The sequence below is a fragment of the Micromonospora aurantiaca ATCC 27029 genome (assembly GCF_000145235.1).
GTDB classification, from domain to species: domain Bacteria; phylum Actinomycetota; class Actinomycetes; order Mycobacteriales; family Micromonosporaceae; genus Micromonospora; species Micromonospora aurantiaca.
In genome coordinates, this window is sequence record NC_014391.1 from 4117702 (window position 1) to 4136016 (window position 18315).

The window sequence follows — 18315 nt, forward strand, 5'->3', positions numbered from 1 at the left end:
GGCGAGCGTCCGGCCGGCCGTCACCGGGCGCCGGCGGCCCGGCGCTTGTTCCAGATGTCGAACGCCACCGCGACGAGCAGCACCAGGCCCTTGACCACCGACTGGACGGACTGGTCGACGCCCATGAGCTGCATCCCGTTGCTCATCACCGCCATGATCAGGCCACCCACCATGGCGCCGACCACCGTGCCGACGCCGCCGGTGACGGCCGCGCCGCCGATGAACGCCGCCGCGATCGCGTCCAGCTCGAACATGTTGCCCGCCGCCGGCTGGGCCCCGTTGGACCGGGACGAGTAGATCACGCCCGCCACGGCGGACAGGAAGCCCATGTTGACGAAGATCCAGAAGTTGACCCGCTTCACCCGTACGCCGGACAGCATCGCCGCGGGCAGGTTGCCGCCGATGGCGTACACCTGGCGGCCGAACACCGTACGGCGGGTGAGCAGGCCGTAGACGAGCACGAGCACGGCGAGCACGATCAGCACGATCGGCAGGCCCCGGGCGTGGGCGAGCTGCCAGGCGAACCACATGACCACGGCGCCGACCACCACGATCCGCAGCACGAACAGCGGGAACGACTCCACCGGCTGCTCGTGGCGCACCCGGGCGACCCGGGTCCGGAACACGCTCACCGCATACCCGACCACGGCGAAGGCGCCGATGAACAGCGTGAAGGCGTCGTAGCCCTGGCCGCCCAGCAGACCGTTGAGGAACCCGGCGGCGACCCGCTGGTACTCCTCCGGGAACGGCGACAGCGAGATGTTGTCCAGCACGCGCAGCGTCAGACCCCGGAACAACAGCATGCCGGCCAGGGTGACGATGAACGCCGGGATGCCGGCGTACGCGACCCAGAGCCCGTGCCACGCACCGACCGCGACGCCCACCGCGAGCGCGGCCAGGACGCCGGCCCACCAGGGCATGCCCTCGCGGATGACGAGCACCGCAGAGACCGCTCCGGTGAGCGCCACCACCGATCCCACGGACAGGTCGATGTGGCCGCCGATGATCACGATGACCATGCCGATCGCGAGCACCAGGATGTAGGAGTACTGGAGGACGATGTTCGTCAGGTTGCCGGGGCTCAGCGAGACGCCGTCGGTGAGGACCGCGAACAGCGCCACGATCACCACCAGGGCGATGTAGATGCCGCTCTGCCGCAGGTTGCCCAGGATCAGCGCGCGCGGATCGCTGGTGCCGGTGTGCAGGGTCGCCGCCGCGCCGGTGTCCGGCGCGGCGATCTTCGTGGCGGGGGGAGGCTTCGTGCTGGTCATCGGACGAGATCCCTGTCCTTGGTCATGAGTTCCATCAGGTTCTCCTGGGTGGCCTCGGCCACCGGCATCTCCCCGGTGATGCGGCCGGCCGCCAGGGTGTAGATGCGGTCGCACATGCCGAGCAGCTCGGGCAGTTCGGAGGAGATGAGCACGACGGCCTTGCCGTCGGCCACCAGCCGGTTGACGATCGTGTAGATCTCGAACTTCGCGCCGACGTCGATGCCCCGGGTCGGTTCGTCGAGGATCAGCACGTCCGGGTCGGTGAACAGCCACTTCGCCAGCACGACCTTCTGCTGGTTGCCGCCGGAGAGCTTGCCCACCACCGACATCACGGTCGGCGCCTTGATGTTCATGTCGCGCCGGCCCCGCTCGGCGACCTGGATCTCGCGGTTGCCGTCGATCCAGCCGTGCCGGGCCAGCTTGTCGAGCGCGGCGGCCGAGACGTTGCCCCGCACGTCGTCGATCAGGTTGAGGCCGTAGTGCTTGCGGTCCTCGGTGGCGTAAGCGATGCCGTTGGCGATGGCCTCGGCGACAGTGCGCGCCCGTACCTCGCGGTCCTTGACGAACAGCCGGCCCCTGATGTCCCGGCCGTACGCCCGGCCGAACACGCTCATCGCCAGCTCGGTGCGCCCGGCGCCCATCAGGCCGGCGATGCCGACGACCTCCCCGGCCCGCACGTGCAGCGAGGCCCGGTCGACGACCAGGCGGTCCTGCGTCGGGTGGCGCACCGACCAGTCCTCGATGCGCAGCACCTCGTCGCCGGGGGTCACGCTGCGGGTCGGGTAGAAGGCGGCCAGGTCGCGGCCGACCATGCCGCGGATGATCCGGTCCTGGGTGACGGCGCCGTCGGACATGTCCAGCGTCTCGACGGTACGGCCGTCGCGGATGACTGTGGTCGAGTCGGCGACGGCGGTGATCTCGCCGAGCTTGTGCGAGATCATGATGCAGGTGATCCCCTGGTCGCGCAGCCGGCGCATCAGGTCCAGCAGGTGCGCGGAGTCGACGTCGTTGAGTGCCGCTGTGGGCTCGTCGAGGATCAGCAGCCGTACCTTCTTGGACAGCGCCTTGGCGATCTCCACGAGCTGCTGCTTGCCGACGCCGAGCTGGATGACCGGGGTGACCGGGTTCTCGTGCAGCCCGACCGACCGCAGCAGCGCCGCGGCCTCCGCGTTGGTCCGGTGCCAGTCGATGAGCCCGCCGCGGCCGCGGCGCTCGTTGCCGAGGAAGATGTTCTCGGCGATCGACAGGTAGGGCACCAGCGCGAGTTCCTGGTGGATGATGACGATGCCGCGGGCCTCGCTGTCCTGGATCCCCCGGAACCCGACCGGCTCGCCGTCGAAGACGATCTGGCCGTCGTAGCTGCCCGCCGGGTAGACGCCGGACAGCACCTTCATCAGGGTCGACTTCCCGGCGCCGTTCTCACCGCAGATCGCGTGGATCTCGCCACGCCGTACGGCGAGCGAGACGTCCTGGAGCGCGGTCACGCCCGGGAAGGTCTTCGTGATGCCACGCATCTCGAGGATGTGATCGCTCATGGATATCCGTCCTGCTCGTGGTCGTGGTGTCCGGAGCGGACGGGCCCGGTGGCGCGGGCGGCCGCGGCCGCCGGGCCCGTCGCCGCGGGTCAGCCGGCCCGGCCCGCGGCGACCTCCTGCTCGGTCAGGTAGCCGGAGTCGATCAGGACGGACTTGATGTCCTCCTTGTAGACGGTCTGCACCGGCAGCAGGAACGCCGGCACGACCTTGACGCCGTTGTCGTACGCCTTGGTCTCGTTGGCCTTCGGCTCCTCCTTGCGCAGGAACGCCTCGGCGGCGATCACCGCCTGCTCGGCCAGCAGCCGGGTGTCCTTGAAGACGGTCGAGCTCTGCACGCCGTCGTTGATCAGCTTGACCGAGGCGACCTCGGCGTCCTGGCCGGTCACCACCGGCATCTTCTTGGCGCCGCCGCGGTAGCCGGCGTTCTGGAGCGCGGTGATGATGCCGCGGGACAGGCCGTCGAACGGCGACAGCACGCCGTCGACCTTGCTGCCGTCGTTGTAGCTGGAGGTGAGCAGGTCCTCCATCCGCTTCTGCGCGGTCTCCTGCTGCCAGCGCAGGATGGCGGCCTGCTCGATCTTGGTCTGCCCGGACTTGACCTTCAGCGTCCCGGCGTCGAAGTACGGCTTCAGCGTGTCCATCGCGCCGTTGAAGAAGAACCCGGCGTTGTTGTCGTCGAGCGAGCCGGCGAACAGCTCCACGTTGAACGGGCCGGTGGCGGTGCCCTTGGCGCCGTCCTTGGTGAGCAGGCCGAGCCCGACCAGGAGCGCGTTGGCCTGCGCCACGCCGACCTTGTAGTTGTCGAAGCTGACGTAGAAGCTGACGTTCGGGCTGTTGCGGATGAGCCGGTCGTAGGAGATGACCGGGATCTTCGCCGCCGCGGCGGCCTGGAGCTGGCCGCTGAGCGCGGTGCCGTCGATCGGGGCGATGACCAGCACGTCCGCGCCCTGCGTGATCATCTGGTCGATCTGCTGCGACTGGGTCGGGATGTCGTCCCCGGCGTACTGGAGGTCGACCTTGTAGCCCTTGGCCTGGAGCTTCTCCTTCACCGAGTTGCCGTCGGCGATCCACCGTTCCGAGGTCTGCGTCGGCATCGAGACGCCGATCGTCAGGTCGCCGGGCTTGGCCGAGCTGGTGTCTCCGCCGCCTCCCGCGCCCTCGCCGCTGCAGGCGGCCAGGCTGATCGCGAGCGCGGCACCGCTGAGTGCGGCCAGAAGTCGTCTGCGCACGAGCGTCCTCCCTGTCGTGGCGGTCCCTGTGACACAGGTAACCCTCACGGGGAGTGTTAACGCTCACAAGTTGCCCCGTCAACCAATCGCGCGAAATGCGCATGTCTCTTTCTCGTAACAGAGACGACAGTCCAGGTCGGACGGGACGACGTAGCGGAACACCGCGGAGGCGACGGCGCGCCGCCCCCGCGGTGGCCCGGCTCAGGTCGCGGAGCAGGTGGGCGTCATGCCCGATCCGCTGCCGTTGCCCTGGAACCCGAACTCGGTGCTCTGACCGGCGCCGAGCTGGCCGTTGTAGCTCACGTTCGCGAACCGCACCGTGCCGCTGCTCCCGCTCGCGGTGGCGCTCCAGGTGTTGGTGATGCTCGCGCCGCCCGGCAACGTCATGGTGACGGTCCATCCCCGGGTGCCCGACGAGCCCGCGGTCACCTTCACCGTCGCCACGAACCCACCGGTCCAGGAGTTCAGCGACACCGAGGCCGAACACCCGCCCTGACCCGGCGGCGGGGTGGTCGGGTTGTTCGGCGGCGGGGTCGTGGTCGGCGGCGGGTTGTTGCCGCCGGCGTTCAGCGCGTCGAGCACCGCGTTGTACGCCGCCTTCTTGTTGCCCGCGCAGTCGAACAGCAGCGCGTTGTCCGAGCCGCGCCACGAGTCGCAGTCCCGCACGCCCCAGACCGTGATGCCGGTGCAGCGCGACACCGCCAGGCAGGCGCGGGTCACGGCGGCGTAGATGTTCGCCTGGTTGCCGCCGGTCATCACGTCCAGCTCGGTGATCTGCACCTCGACGCCCAGGTCGGCGAAGCGCTGGAGGTTGGCCTGGTAGTCGCCGGGGATCGTGGTGCCCAGGTGCGACTGGAAGCCGACGCAGTCGATCGGCACGCCGCGCGACTTGAAGTCGCGGACCATGTTGTAGATGCCCGTCGACTTCGCGTTGATGCCGTCGGTGTTGTAGTCGTTGTAGCAGAGCTTCGCGCCCGGATCCGCGGCGCGGGCCGCCCGGAACGCCGCCTCGATCCAGTCGTTGCCGGTGCGCTGCAGGTTCGAGTCGCGGCGCCCGCCGCTGCCGCCGTCGGCGAACGCCTCGTTCACCACGTCCCAGGCGTAGATCTGCCCCCGGAAGTGGGTGGCCACCTGGGTGACGTGGTTGATCGCGGCGTTGCGCAGCGCGCTGCCGGACAGGCCCTGTGCCCACGACGGCTGCTGGGCGTGCCAGAGCAGCGTGTGCCCGCGTACCGACATGCCGTTCGCGCGGGCGTGGCTGACCAACCGGTCGCCGCCGGTGTAGCTGAACCGCCCCTGCTGCGGCTCGGTGGCGTCCCACTTCATCTCGTTCTCGGCCACCACGGAGTTGAACTCGCGGTTCAGCACCGTGGCGTACGTGTTGTCGGACAGCTTGCCGGTGGCGACGGCGGCGCCGAAGTAGCGGCCCTTCTCGGCCGCCGCCGCGCGCAGCGTGGTGCCGGCGCTCGCGGCCGGCGCCAGGGCCACCGCCATCCCGGCGGCGAGCGCGCCGGCCAGGATGCCGGTGGTCAGCAAGGCTCTCTTTCGTCTCATGCGGATTCCTCTTCCGGGGGGTTGCGCGATGGTGGTGGTGCGACTCCCCGACCCCGCGTCCGGTGGCGGATGGTGTCGAGGTACGACCAGCGCGGCTCGCCCGGTGAGCCTTGCGGCGCTCATGCCCTGCCATCGACTGTGAGCGATAACATCCCCCGGCGTCAACCCCTTCGGCTCATCCCGGTCCTACGGGTACACGTCCTCGTGTGCCTTGCGGTAGTCGACGATCTCGCCCAGCCGTCCGGCGGCGGCGTGCGTCACCCAGGCCGGGTTGCCCAGCAGCGCGCGGCCCAGCGCGACCAGGTCGAACTCCCCGTCCGCCAGCCGCGCGGCCAGGCCCGCCACCGACTCCGGGCCGTCCGGGCGCAGGAAGTCCCGCCGCAGCCCGACCGAGCCGACGGTGATCGACGGCAGGCCGGTGAGACGCTTCGCCCAGCCGGCCAGGTTCAGCGGCGAGCCGGGGAACGCCGGCTGCCAGAAGCGGCGCTGCGAGGCGTGCAGCACGTCCGCGCCGGCCTCGGCGAACGCGCCGAGGATCTGCGCCAGCTCGGCCGGGGTCTCGGCGATCCGCGCGTCGAACGCCCGCTCCTTGAACTGGGAGAACCGCACGATCACCGGGTGACGCGCCGGGACCTGCGCGCGGACCGCGCGCACCACCGCCGCCGGGAACGCCGCCCGCCGCTCCGGCGAGCCGCCGAACGCGTCGGTCCGGCGGTTCGTGTACGGCCACAGGAACTCGTCGAGCAGGTAACCGTGCGCCGCGTGGATCTCGATCGCGTCGAACCCGGCCCGCACCGCGACCCCTGCTGCATTCGCGTACGCCGCGAGCAGGGTGTCCACGTCGGCCGCGGTCATCGCGTACGGCGCGGGACGGCCCGGCTCGCGTACCCCCGAGGGGGTCCACGCCGGACGGCCGTCGACCGGTTCGCGCAGGCTGCCCAGGTGCCACAGCTGCGCGGCGATCCGGCCGCCGGCGGCGTGCACGGCCTCGACCACTCCCCGCCAGCCGGCCTCGGCCGCGCCGGCGGTCATCCGGGGCACGGTGTCCTCGTGCCCCGCGCTGGGATGGTCGACCAGCACACCCTCGGTGACGATCAGGCCGATGCCGGCCGCGGCGCGGCGCCGGTAGTAGTCGGCCATCTCCGGCGTCGGCACGCCGCCCGGCGCGCGGTTACGGGTCATCGGCGCCATCACGAAGCGGGACGGCAACGGCAGCCCGGCGACGGTGACGGGTTCCAGCAGCGGCGTCACCGGCGATCCGGTGTCCAGGGTCGCGTTCATGACCCGACGCTAGGAGTTGACACCGGTGTCAAGGGCAAGCGCTCAGGCGGCCGGATCCCGGGTGTCCTCGGTCACTGTCATGTCGGACACCACGTCGTCGAGCACCGCGACGGCGTGCGCGAGCCGTGCCATCTCGGCTGTCATCCGGGTCCGCTCCTCGCGCAGCCGGTCGGTGAGCCACGAGGTGCGGACCTCCGGATCGGTCACGCAGGGCAGCAGCTCGGCCATCCGGCGGCTGCTCAGCCCGGCGTCGAACAGCCGCTGGATGAGCCGGACCCGGTCCACGGCCGACTCGGCGAAGACCCGCTGCCCGCTCGCGGTGCGCACGGCGGCGAGCAGCCCCTGCTGCTCGTAGTACCGGATGGACCGGGCGCTCACCCCGGTCCGCGCCGACAGCTCCCCGATCCGCATCGCGCCTCCCCGCTCGCCGGACCTCCATCATCGAGCATGCCGCGCCGGTCAGGACAGCAGCTCGACGTACCCGTCGGTGCCGTGCACGCGGATCCGCCCACCGTCCGGGATCAGCCGGGTCGCGTCCGGCACCGCCACCACTGCGGGCAGGCCGTACTCACGGGCGATCACCGCGCCGTGCGTCATCAGCCCGCCGACCTCCGTCACCAGGCCCGCGACGGCCACGAACAGCGGCGTCCAGCTCGGGTCGGTGTGTGCGGTGACGAGGATGTCGCCCGGCTCCAGGTCGGCGCCGGCCAGGTCCGCCACGACCCGCGCCCGCCCCTCGACGACGCCGGCCGAGACCGCCAGCCCGGCCAGGGCGCCCGGTGGCACGTCGTCGCGCCGGTACGAGCCGTTCAGCGCCTCGCCGTCGGAGGTGAGCACCCGGGGCGGGGTGAGCGCCCGGTGCGCCCGGAACTCCTCCCGGCGGCTGCGGATCAGCGCGGCGTCCACAGAGCCGGTGGCCGCGACCTCGCGGAACTCGTCGAAGGTGAGGTAGAAGACGTCCTCCGGACCGGCGAGCACACCGGCGCGCACCAGCCGGCGGGCCTCGCCCATCAGCGCCTGCTTGTAGACGGCGTAACGGCTCACGATGTCGTACTTCGGGTACTCCCGGTAGCCGGCGAACGTCCGTACCCGCTCGATCACGGCCTGCGTCTCGGCGGCCCTGCGCTCGCCGTCGGGGAGCGCGCGCAGGCGGTCCAGCACCTCCCGGGCCTTCGCCTCGGCCCGCTCCCGGCCCTGGGCGAAGCGGCGCGCAGCGGCGCCCGGGGCGAAGGTGCGGACGTTGTCCAGGATCAGCGGGACGAGCGTGGCCGGGTGCTCGCTCCACCGTGGCCGGGTGATGTCGATCTCGCCGACGCAGCGCATGCCGTACCGGTCGAGGTAGCCGGCGATGGCGTCGCGCGCCTCGACGCCGCCGGGCAGCTTCGGCAGCTCGTCCAGGAACCCGTCGCCGGCGGCGTCCCGCAGGAACGCCACCACCTCTGGGTACGCGCGGACCACGTCCGCCACGTCGAGCAGCGCCAGGCCCATCTCGGCGGTGACGTTGCCGGGCGCGGAGAGCGTGAGCGTGTCGGCGGCGTCGCGTTCGCCGAGCCACTCCCCCAGCTTGTCGTTGAGCCACCAGGTGGCCTGCATTCCCGCCATGATCACCTGGGCGCTCACCGGATCGGTGAGCACCCGCTTGTGCTCGGCGAACGCCTCGACCAGGAAGTCGAACAGCTCGGGTCCGGAGCGGCCGCGGACGTCGCGGCGCAGGGCGGCGAGAGACTCCCGGCTGCGTTCGACGAGCGTGGTGACGATCGCCGGGTCGGTGTCGATCGAGGGCGGCGGGCCGCCCACGGGCGGGCCGGCCGGGGCCGGGTCCGGCGCGGCCGGTACGACGTCCCGGGCGAGGACCGTGTCCAGCGCGTCCCGGGTGAGCGGGTCGGCCCGGCCGATCATGCCCAGGAACGCGGTACGACCCGCCGGGGTGGACAGGTGCGGCGTGGCGTCGACGAACAGCCGCCCACCCGCCTCGTGCATCGGCGCCATGGCGGTCAGCCGCCACATCGACAGGCCCAGCGGCTTCATCGCGTCGGTCATCATCTGTTGGTGGCCGACCGACAGGTAGACGTGGAACCGCCCGTCGGCGGCCGCCGGCACCGGGAACAGCGTGGTGATCGGCCGGCTCTGGAGGATGTGGATGTCGTCGCCGGTCAGGGCCCACTCGATGTCCTGCGGGCACCCGAAGCGCGCCTCGATCCGCCGTCCCAGCGCGGCGAGGCGTACCGCCTGCGCGTCGGTCAGCGCGGGCTGGGCCTGCCGCGCCGGGTCGACTGGCGTCTCCCGGGTGCCGCCGCCGGGCACCGCGTGCACCGCCCGCGCCTTCGCGCCGATCGTCCGGCCGGCCACCGCGCCGTCGCGCACCGTGAAGACGTCCGGGTTCACCAGGCCGGAGACCAGGGCCTCACCGAGACCGAAGCCGGCCTCCACCGAGACCACCGTCCGGTTCCCGGTCACCGGGTCGGCGGTGAACATGATCCCGGCCGCGTCCGGGACGACCATCAGCTGCACCACCACGGCCATGTCCACGGCACGGTCGTCGATGCCGTGGCGCCGCCGGTAGGTCACCCCCCGGTCGGTGAACAGCGAGGCCCAGCAGCGGCTCACGTGCCGCAGCACCTCGGCCGTGCCGACCACGTTCAGGTAGGTGTCCTGCTGGCCCGCGAACGAGGCGGTCGGCAGGTCCTCGGCGGTCGCGCTCGACCGCACGGCGTACGCGGCGTCCGCGCCGAGCCCGGCCAGCGCGGCGGTGACCGCCGCCGCGACGTCGCCCGGTAGCGCGGTCCGCTCGACGACGCGACGCACCTCGGCTGCGGCCGTCCGGAGCGCCGCCGGGTCGTCCGCGTCCGCGCGGGCGAGCCGGTCCAGCGGGCCGGCCAGCGACGGCGTCCGCGCCACCAGCCGGAAGGCGTCGGTGGTGACGCAGAAACCCGGGGGTACGCGCACCCCGTCGATCCGCGTCAACGCCCCCAGGTGCGCGCCCTTGCCGCCGACCGCGGCGATCCGCGTCTCGTCGACCTCGTGCAGTTGCCACACGTACCGTCCGGTCATGCCGTGCCCCCGTTTTCGCAGCTCGACCCGCATCGGCCGCTGATTCTGCGGCATCACCGGGGCCTTGCGGCAAGACCCGGGGTGCGATATACGTTGATAGTGGCGAGGAGAGGTGTCTCCTTGCCTTTCGTTTTGCCGCACCACGAACCCCTTCCCTGACCCGCTGCCGTCACGTGAGTCAGATCTCCCCGCCCCGGGTGGAGTGCCGGGGGCGCGACGGGGCAAGAAGCGACCACGAGGCCGCGACGCGGCCCGGACGAGCGGGACCGGACGGGGTGGGGGAGACTCGGGCGATGAGCGGCGCTGACACCGACCCGCGTACGCGTGCCGACGTCTTCGCCGTGGACGCGGAGATCGGGCCGGACCTGGCGCGGATCGACTGGTCGGCGCACCCCCTGGGCCCGCCGGACACCTGGCCGCAGAGCCTGCGGACCGCGGTGCGGATCCTGCTGTCCTCCCGGTTCCCGATGTGGATGGCCTGGGGGCCGCAGCTCAGTTTCTTCTGTAACGCCGCCTACCGGCGGGACACGCTCGGCCGCAAGTACCCGTGGGCGCTGGGGCTGCCGGCGAACGAGGTATGGGCGGAGATCTGGGACGACATCGGCCCTCGTGTCGACACCGTGCTGCGCACCGGCGAGGCGACCTGGGACGAGGGCCTGCTGCTGTTCCTGGAGCGCGCCGGCTACCGGGAGGAGACGTACCACACGTTCTCCTACAGCCCGCTGCGCGCCGACGACGGCAGCCTGGTCGGGATGCTCTGTGTGGTCAGCGAGGACACCGAGCGGGTCATCGGCGAACGGCGGATGGCCACGCTGCGCGACCTCGGCTCGGACCCGAGCGTCATCCGCACCGAACAGGAGACGCTCGCGTTCGTCAGCCGCCAGCTGGCCCGCAACCCGCAGGACCTGCCGTTCACGCTCACCTACCTGTACGACGACGACGGCGGCGCCCGGCTGGTGGAGGCGACCGGGCTGGCGGCGGGCCATCCGGCGGCCCCCGCCACGCTGTCCCCCGGCGACCCGGCCGCGCCGTGGCCGGCCGGCGCCCTCACCGAGGGCGAGTCGGTGCGGGTCGCGCTCGACGGCCCCGCCTTCACGGACCTGCCCGCCGGTGTCTGGCCCGCCGCGCCGGCCGAGGCGCTCCTGGTGCCGCTGCGCCAGCAGGGCGGAGCGCCGTACGGGTTCCTGGTCGCCGGGCTGAACCGCTACCGGGCGCTGGACGACGGGTACCGCGGCTTCGTCGAGCTGACCGCCGGGCATCTGGCCACCGGGATCGCCAGCGCCCGCAGCTACCAGGCGCAGCAGCGGCGCGCCGAGGAACTCGCCGAGCTGGACCGCGCGAAGACCGCGTTCTTCTCCAACATCAGTCACGAGTTCCGCACCCCGCTCACCTTGATCATGGGACCGCTGGACGAGTTGCGCGGCCGGTTGCAGGGCGCCGACGAGCAGGTCCGCACCGAGCTGGACGTCATCCGCCGCAACGGGCTGCGCCTGGGCAAGCTGGTCAACAGCCTGCTCGACTTCTCCCGCATCGAGGCCGGGCGGATGCAGGCCCGCTACGAGCCGGTGGACCTGGCCGCGGTGACCGCCGACCTGGCGAGCGTCTTCCGGTCGGCTATCGAACGGGCCGGTTTGTCCTTCGAGGTCGACTGCCCGCCCCTGCCCGAGCCGGTGCACCTGGACCGCGGCATGTGGGAGAAGGTGGTGCTGAACCTGCTCAGCAACGCGCTGAAGTTCACCTTCGACGGCACGATCCGGGTGGAGCTGCGCGCCGATGGCGACGCGGCGGTGCTGCGGATCTCCGACACCGGCATCGGCGTACCCGCCGACGAGATGCCGCGCCTGTTCGAGCGGTTCCACCGCATCGAGAACGCCCGCTCCCGTTCCGACGAGGGCAGCGGCATCGGCCTGGCCCTGGTCCAGGAGCTGGTCACGCTGCACGGCGGCGACATCGACGCGTCCAGCGCGGTGGGCCGGGGCACCACCTTCACGATCCGGCTGCCGTTCGGCACCGCCCACCTGCCCGCCGACGCGCTCGCCCCGGCGGGCACCGGCCGGGCGCCGGTGTCGGCCGAGCCGTTCGTGCAGGAGGCGCTGCGCTGGCTGCCCGCCGACCCGGGCGCCGCCGTCGGCGAGGGCGACCCGGCCGAGGGGCCGGTCCAGCCGCTGCCCGGTGGGGCGCCGGCCCGGGTCCTGGTGGCCGACGACAACGCCGACATGCGGGAGTACCTCACCCGGCTGCTGCGCTCGGCCGGACACGAGGTGCGGGCCGTCGCCGACGGGCGGGCCGCGCTGGACGCCGCCCGCGCGCACACCCCCGACCTGGTGGTCAGCGACGTGATGATGCCCCGGCTCGACGGCCTGCAACTGGTGGCCGCGCTGCGCGCCGACCAGCGTACGGCCGGCACTCCGGTGCTGCTGCTGTCCGCCCGCGCCGGTCAGGAGGCCTCGATCGAGGGGTTGGAGGCCGGCGCCGACGACTACCTGGTCAAGCCGTTCCCGGCCGCCGAGCTGCTGGCCCGGGTACGCGCGAACGTGGAGCTGGCCCGGCTGCGCAACCACCACGCCCGCTGGCGTACCGCGCTCGTCGACTCGTTGCAGGAGGCGTTCTTCGTCTGCGACGAGGACGGCGCGGTGGTCGAGATCAACGCGGCGTTCACCGGCATCCTCGGGTACGGAACCGAGGACCTGCCCTACCCCGCGGTGCACCCGTGGTGGCCGGACCGGGAGGCCGAGCCCGAGGCGCACCGCCAGGTGGCAGAGGCGTTCTCGAGACTCGTGGGGCAGACCCGTGGCACGTACACCGTGCCGGTGACCCACCGCGACGGGCACCGGATCTGGATCTCGGCCGCGTTCAACCAGGTCGACGACCCGGACAGCGGCCGCCGGATGATCGTCGGCACGTTCCGCGACGTCACCGCCGAGCACTACGCCGTGCAGCGGGAGACCGCCCTGGCCGGGCTCAGCATGCGGCTGTCGCAGGCCGACGACCTCACCGACGCGCTGCACGGGGTGCTGGACGAGCTGCGCAAGCTGTGGCGGGCGGCCGGCGTGCTCACCGCCGTCTTCCGCGACCTGCCCGCCCCCGAGGTGACCGCCACCGATCCGGCGGCCCGGTGGGAGACGTTACCGCAGGAGCGCCGGCAGGCGTTGCTCGCGCTGCGGGACACCCCGCTGCTGACCCCGGTGGCGACGCGTACGCACGGCGCCGGCATCGCCGTCGAGCATCCGCACGGCACCATGGCGCTCTGGATCGACCTGGGCGAGAAGCGGCCCTTCACCGAGCAGGACCAGACGCTGCTGGCGCTGCTGGCCGGCCACATCGGGCAGGGGCTGCACCGGGTGCACCAGATCGACCAGCAGCGGGAGACCGCGCTGGCCCTGCAACGGGCGATCCTCGGCCCGGCGCAGCTCCCCGCCGGTTTCGCGGTGCGGTACTCCCCCGCCGCGATGCCGCTCAAGGTCGGCGGCGACTGGTACGACACCGTCGAGCTGCCGGACGGGCGCATCGGCATCGTGGTCGGCGACTGCGTGGGACACGGCCTTCAGGCCGCGACGGTGATGGGTCAGCTGCGCAGCGCCTGCCGTGCCCTGCTGTTGCAGGACCCGAGCCCGGCCCGGACGCTCGTGGCGCTGGACCGGTTCGCCGCGCTGCTGCCGGGGGCGTCCTGCGCCACCGTCTTCTGTGGCGTCCTCGACCCGGCCACCGGCCTGATGCGCTACTCCAGCGCCGGTCACCCACCGGCCATCGTGGTCCGCGCCGACGGCACTCCCGAACTGCTGCAGCACGGCCGGTCCCGGCCGCTGGCCGTACGCCCCGGGCAGGAACGTCCCGAGGCGGAGGCGACGGTCCCGCCGCGCGCCACCCTGATGCTCTACACCGACGGCCTGGTGGAACGCCGCCGCCAGCCGATCACCGCCGGCATCGCCCGCGCCACCGACGCCATCCAGCAGGGCCACCACGCGCCGGTCGAGGTGCTGGCGACCGAGATCATGGACCGGCTCACCCCGGACGGCGGCTACCACGACGACGTGGCCCTGCTGCTCTACCGTCACCCCGGGCCGCTGGAACTGGAGTTCCCGGCCGAGTCGACGCGCCTGGCCGAGGTCCGCACCGCGCTGCGGGGATGGCTGGACCGCTGCGGGCTGGCCCCGGCCCACGCGTACAACATCCTGGTGGCGGCCGGGGAGGCGTGCGCCAACGCGATCGAGCACGGGCACCGCGACAACCCGGGCGGCCGGATCCGGCTGCGCGCCGCCGCCACCGCCGGCGCCCTGCGCCTGAGCGTCACCGACAGCGGACACTGGCGCGACCGGGACCAGCCTCCCGACCCGCACCGCGGCCGGGGACTCGTGCTCATGCGCGCGCTGATGGACAACATCAGCGTCACTCCGGGGGCCACCGGCACCACCGTCGACATGCAGGCGAGGATCACGCCATGAGCACGTCCCTGACCCTGACCACGAGCGACAGCCCCGACGGCGTCCGCGTGCTGGCCGCCGTCGGTGAGATCGACATGAGCAACGCGTCCGCCTTCGCCGACGCGCTGGCCGAGGCCGTACGCCCCGACGGCGAACCCCTGGTCGTGGACCTCACCAAGGTGGAGTACCTGGACAGCGCCGGGCTGGCCGCGCTGTTCCCGCACGCCGACCGGATCGCGCTGATCGCCGGCCCGCTGCTGGAGCCGTTGCTGACCATCTCCGGGCTGGCCGACCTCACCACGGTCCGCAGCGCCTGACGCCGTCGGGGCGTCAGGCGCTGTCGCGGGTCGGGCGCGGTCGCGGGGTCAGGTTCCGTTGCGCACGATCACCAGCGGCGAGTGGGCGTGGTGCAGCACCGCGTGGCTGACCGAGCCGAGCAGCAGCCCGCCCAGCGCGCCACGTCCGTGCGCGCCGACCACCACGAGCTGGGCGTCCTTCGACTCCTCCACAAGCACCCGGGCCGGGGCGCCGCGCAGCGACCGCTGCCGTACCGGCACGTCGGGGTAACGCTCGGCCCAGCCCGCGATCGACTCGGCGAGGACGCGCCGGGACTCCTCGGCGAGCGCCTCCGGGTCGTACACCAGGGGCAGGATGTCGCCGGGGCCGATCGGGGTGGGGTACAGCCAGGCGTGCACCACGATCAGCGACGCGCCCCGGCGGTCGGCCTCCTCGTACGCGTACCCGACCGCCGCGGTGGACAGCTCGGAGCCGTCCACGCCGACCACGACCGGGCCGTCGGCGCGCGCCTCGCCGCGCGTCACCAGCACCGGGCAGTGCGCGCGGGCCGACACCTGGAGCGTGACCGAGCCGATCAGCAGGCCGGCGAACCCGCCCAGACCGCGGTGGCCGAGCACGATCAGCGCCGCCTCGCGGGACTCGGCGACCAGCACCGCCGCCGGCGCGCCGTCGACCACCACGCCGGTGACAGGCACGTCCGGGGCGACCTTGCCGGCCTCGGCGACCGCCTCGGCGACGACCCGTTCGGCCTGGTTGCGCAGGCCGGCGCCGGCGGGCGCGCCCGGGGCCGGGGTGAGCGGCGCGCGGGTCAGCGGCCAGATGAAGGCGTGCACCACCTGCAGCGGCCGGTTCCGGTCGGCGGCCTCGCGGGCGGCCACCCGGACCGCGTCCAGCGAGGCGGCGGAGCCGTCCACGCCCACCACGACGGGGGCCTGCGAGTGGATCGTCATGTCGTCCTCCTTCACTCGTCCTCAGCCTGCCGGTCAGGCGGCCGGCCCGGCAGGGCCGGCGGGCCCGGCGTGGGGGCCGTTGGTCCCGCGGAAGCGGCGGGTCAGCCGCAGCACCAGCCCGGGCAGCACGCCGATCGCGGCGCAGGCGAGCAGGTCGAGCGCGCTGAGCGGCGAGGTGCCGAGCAGCTCGCGCAGGGGCGGCAGCAGCACGCCCGCCACCTGGAGCACAGCGGAGATCGCTACCGCCACCGGCAGCGCGAGGTTGCGCTCGCGCGAACCCGGGGTACGGATCGCGCGGACCGCCAGCGCCACGCCGAGCTGGGCGAGGCCGAGGACCACGAACACCACCGACTGCCACGGCCGGTCGGCCGCCGCGGCCCACACCCCGGCGCCGAGCGTCGCCGCGGCGATCAGCCCGCCGGTGACCAGCACGTCCCGGCCCAGGCCGGCGCCGAGCACCGACTCCTGCGGCGAGCGGGGCGGCCGGCGCAGCGTGCCCGGCTCGGCCGGTTCCGCGCCGAGCGCCACCCCGGGTACGCCGTGGGTGAGCAGGTTGATCCAGAGGATCTGCGCCGGCAGCAGCGGCACCGGCAGGCCGAACAGCGGGCCGAGCAGCATCACCGCGATCTCGGCGACGCCACCGGCGAGCGCGTAGCGCAGGAACCGGCGGATGTTGTCGTAGATCCGGCGGCCCTCGCCGATGGCGGTCGCCACGGTGGTCAGGTCGTCGTCGACGAGCACCAGGTCGGAGGCCTGCCGGGCCACCTCGGTGCCGCCGCCCATGGCCACGCCGATGTCCGCGCGGCGCAGCGCCGGGGCGTCGTTGACGCCGTCGCCGGTCATCGCCACCACGTGCCCCCGGTTCTGGAGGCCGGCGATGATGTCGAGCTTCTGTTCCGGCTGGGTCCGCGCGTACACCCGGGTCTCGGGGTGGGCGCGGCCCGGGTCGCCGTCGTCGCCGTTGGCGAGCGGGTCGCCGTCGCGCCAGAGCCCGAGCCGTCCGCCGATGGCGGCGGCGGTCGCGGGGTGGTCGCCGGTGATGAGGACAAGCCGGATGCCGGCCTCCTCGAAGCCCGCGGCGATGCCGGGGGCCGCGGCGCGCAGCGGGTCGCCGACCGCGACCAGGCCCAGGGGGCGCAGGCCGGTCGGCCGGGCCGGGTCGGGCAGGGTGTCGACCACCGCGGAGGCCACCGCCAGCACGCGCAGCCCTTCGGTGGCGAGCCGGTGCGCGGCGCCGGTCAGCTCGGCCAGTTCCGCGGCGTCGGCGTCCACCAGCGGTGCGGCCAGCAGATTCTCCGGCGCGCCCTTGCAGACCACCAGGTAGCGCCCGTCGCAGCGGCGGTGCACCGTGGTCATCCGGCGCAGGTCCTGGTCGAACGGGGCCTCCGCCACGCGGGGCCAGGCGTCGCGGGTGGTGTCCGGGTCCAGGCCGCAGCGGGCGCCGAACGTGACGAGCGCCGCCTCCAGCGGGTCACCGATCGCCGTCCACTCGGGCCGCTCGTCGGTCGGCGGCGTCACTGTGGCGTCGTTGCAGAGCAGCCCGGCGCGGGCGAGAGCGCGCAGCTCGTCGGGGGCGCTCACCGGCTCGCCCCGGTGGTGCACCTCGCCGTCGGGCGCGTAGCCGGTGCCGGTGACGGCGTAGCGGTCGCGGCCGGGGACGACCGCGTACTGCACGGCCATCCGGCCCTCGGTGAGCGTGCCGGTCTTGTCGGAGGCGATCACGGTGACCGAGCCGAGGGTCTCCACCGCGTGCAGCCGACGGGGGATGGCGCGGCTGCCGGCCATCCGGCGCGCACCCAGGGCGAGCGCCAGCGTGACGACGGCGGGCAGCGACTCCGGTACGGCCGCCACCACGAGGCTGACGGCGGTGACGGCCATCTGCGTGACCGGCCGCCCGTCGAGCACGCCGATCGCGAAGACCAGCCCGGAGAGCACCACGGCGGTCAGGCCGAGCACCCGGCCGAGCGAGGACAGGCGTCGTTGCAGCGGGGTGGGCGCCGGCCGGGTCGCCGCGACCAGGGCGCTGATCCGGCCCAGCGCGCTCGCCGCGCCGGTGCGCACCACGGTTCCGGTGGCGCGGCCGGTGGTGACCACGGTGCCGGCGCTGGCCTCCTCCCCCGCGACCCGGGCCACCGGCACCGACTCGCCGGTCAGCGCCGACTCGTCCAGGCTGAGGCGTACCGCGTCGGTGAGTTCCAGGTCGGCGGGTACCACGTCGCCGGCCTCCAGCCGGACCAGGTCGCCGCGGACCAGGTCGGCGGCGGGCAGCACGAGGTCACGGCCGTCGCGGACCACACGCGCGGTCGGTGCGGCGAGCCGGTCCAGCGCGGCGACGGCCCGGTCGGCGCGTACCTCCTGCACCACGCCGATCGCGGTGTTGATCAGGACGACCAGCACGATCACCGCGGTGTCCGGGTAGTCGCGCAGCAGCGTGGTCACCACGGCGGCGGCCAGCAGCAGCGCCACCAGCGGGTCGGTGAGCTGGCGGAACACCCGGCCGGCCAGCCCGCGCTTGCGCGGGGCGGCCACGGTGTTCGGGCCGTCGGCGCGCAGCCGGGCGGCCGCCTCGGCCGAGCCGAGCCCGGTCGCGGGGGCCGGAGAGATCTCGGTGGGCGTCGTCGCTGTCGCCGGCCCGCCGTTGATCACCACATCGTCCTCCATGTCGTCGCCGCCCGCGCCGGGCAATCCCAGCATGCGGCGCGAACCTACGTGGCTCGCAGGGCCGA

General features: G+C 73.4%; 11 protein-coding genes. 2 read left to right on the top strand and 9 right to left on the bottom strand.

Going from position 1 to position 18315, the window contains the following annotated elements; genetic code table 11:
- Positions 1-20 precede the first annotated feature (20 nt).
- The 7 genes from mmsB to rph all read right to left on the bottom strand — a co-directional run bounded on the left by mmsB (position 21) and on the right by rph (position 9921).
- A complete protein-coding gene (gene mmsB / locus MICAU_RS18310) occupies positions 21-1271 on the bottom strand; it encodes a multiple monosaccharide ABC transporter permease (protein WP_013286831.1) in 1251 nt (416 codons plus the stop codon).
- Entirely contained in the window at positions 1268-2806 is a 1539-nt protein-coding gene (gene mmsA, locus MICAU_RS18315; RefSeq protein WP_013286832.1) for a multiple monosaccharide ABC transporter ATP-binding protein, read from the bottom strand. Before mmsA ends, mmsB begins: the two co-directional genes overlap by 4 nt.
- A gap of 89 nt (positions 2807-2895) precedes the next feature.
- A complete protein-coding gene (gene chvE / locus MICAU_RS18320) occupies positions 2896-4035 on the bottom strand; it encodes a multiple monosaccharide ABC transporter substrate-binding protein (RefSeq protein ID WP_013286833.1) in 1140 nt (379 codons plus the stop codon).
- A gap of 201 nt (positions 4036-4236) precedes the next feature.
- Positions 4237-5589 carry a glycoside hydrolase family 10 protein gene (locus tag MICAU_RS18325; protein WP_013286834.1) on the bottom strand — a complete coding sequence of 451 codons (1353 nt, stop codon included), beginning with the start codon at positions 5587-5589 and terminating at the stop codon, positions 4237-4239.
- Between the two features lie 186 nt (positions 5590-5775).
- A complete protein-coding gene (locus MICAU_RS18330) occupies positions 5776-6870 on the bottom strand; it encodes an oxidoreductase (RefSeq protein ID WP_013286835.1) in 1095 nt (364 codons plus the stop codon).
- 42 nt (positions 6871-6912) lie between these two features.
- Complete coding sequence (locus tag MICAU_RS18335) at positions 6913-7281, bottom strand: MerR family transcriptional regulator (protein ID WP_013286836.1); 369 nt, start codon at positions 7279-7281, stop codon at positions 6913-6915.
- A 48-nt stretch (positions 7282-7329) separates the two neighbouring features.
- Complete coding sequence (gene rph / locus MICAU_RS18340; protein WP_041799042.1) at positions 7330-9921, bottom strand: rifamycin-inactivating phosphotransferase; 2592 nt, start codon at positions 9919-9921, stop codon at positions 7330-7332.
- Between the two features lie 293 nt (positions 9922-10214).
- On the opposite strand from rph, the gene MICAU_RS18345 reads away from it, so the two are divergent.
- Both MICAU_RS18345 and MICAU_RS18350 read left to right on the top strand, forming a co-directional pair.
- Positions 10215-14363, top strand: a complete 4149-nt coding sequence (locus MICAU_RS18345) for a SpoIIE family protein phosphatase (RefSeq protein ID WP_013286838.1) — start codon at positions 10215-10217, stop codon at positions 14361-14363.
- Positions 14360-14659, top strand: coding sequence for an STAS domain-containing protein (locus MICAU_RS18350; protein ID WP_013286839.1), 300 nt, complete (start codon positions 14360-14362; stop codon positions 14657-14659). The genes MICAU_RS18345 and MICAU_RS18350 overlap by 4 nt, the downstream gene beginning before the upstream one ends.
- 48 nt (positions 14660-14707) lie before the next feature.
- Here MICAU_RS18350 and MICAU_RS18355 read toward each other — a convergent pair whose 3' ends face one another.
- Both MICAU_RS18355 and MICAU_RS18360 read right to left on the bottom strand, forming a co-directional pair.
- Positions 14708-15589, bottom strand: a complete 882-nt coding sequence (locus tag MICAU_RS18355) for a universal stress protein (RefSeq protein WP_013286840.1) — start codon at positions 15587-15589, stop codon at positions 14708-14710.
- A 33-nt stretch (positions 15590-15622) separates the two neighbouring features.
- The gene (locus MICAU_RS18360) at positions 15623-18283 is read right to left on the bottom strand and encodes a cation-translocating P-type ATPase (protein WP_013286841.1); all 2661 of its coding nucleotides are present in this window, start codon (positions 18281-18283) and stop codon (positions 15623-15625) included.
- Positions 18284-18315 lie beyond the last annotated feature (32 nt).

Excerpts from the sequence above, each read along its gene's own strand:
- rph (WP_041799042.1), bottom strand. The coding sequence starts at position 9,921 with ATGACCGGACGGTACGTGTGGCAACTGCACGAGGTCGACGAGACGCGG.
- MICAU_RS18350 (WP_013286839.1), top strand. The coding sequence starts at position 14,360 with ATGAGCACGTCCCTGACCCTGACCACGAGCGACAGCCCCGACGGCGTC.
- MICAU_RS18330 (WP_013286835.1), bottom strand. The coding sequence starts at position 6,870 with ATGAACGCGACCCTGGACACCGGATCGCCGGTGACGCCGCTGCTGGAA.
- mmsA (WP_013286832.1), bottom strand. The coding sequence starts at position 2,806 with ATGAGCGATCACATCCTCGAGATGCGTGGCATCACGAAGACCTTCCCG.
- MICAU_RS18345 (WP_013286838.1), top strand. The coding sequence starts at position 10,215 with ATGAGCGGCGCTGACACCGACCCGCGTACGCGTGCCGACGTCTTCGCC.
- MICAU_RS18335 (WP_013286836.1), bottom strand. The coding sequence starts at position 7,281 with ATGCGGATCGGGGAGCTGTCGGCGCGGACCGGGGTGAGCGCCCGGTCC.
- mmsB (WP_013286831.1), bottom strand. The coding sequence starts at position 1,271 with ATGACCAGCACGAAGCCTCCCCCCGCCACGAAGATCGCCGCGCCGGAC.
- MICAU_RS18355 (WP_013286840.1), bottom strand. The coding sequence starts at position 15,589 with ATGACGATCCACTCGCAGGCCCCCGTCGTGGTGGGCGTGGACGGCTCC.
- MICAU_RS18325 (WP_013286834.1), bottom strand. The coding sequence starts at position 5,589 with ATGAGACGAAAGAGAGCCTTGCTGACCACCGGCATCCTGGCCGGCGCG.
- MICAU_RS18360 (WP_013286841.1), bottom strand. The coding sequence starts at position 18,283 with ATGCTGGGATTGCCCGGCGCGGGCGGCGACGACATGGAGGACGATGTG.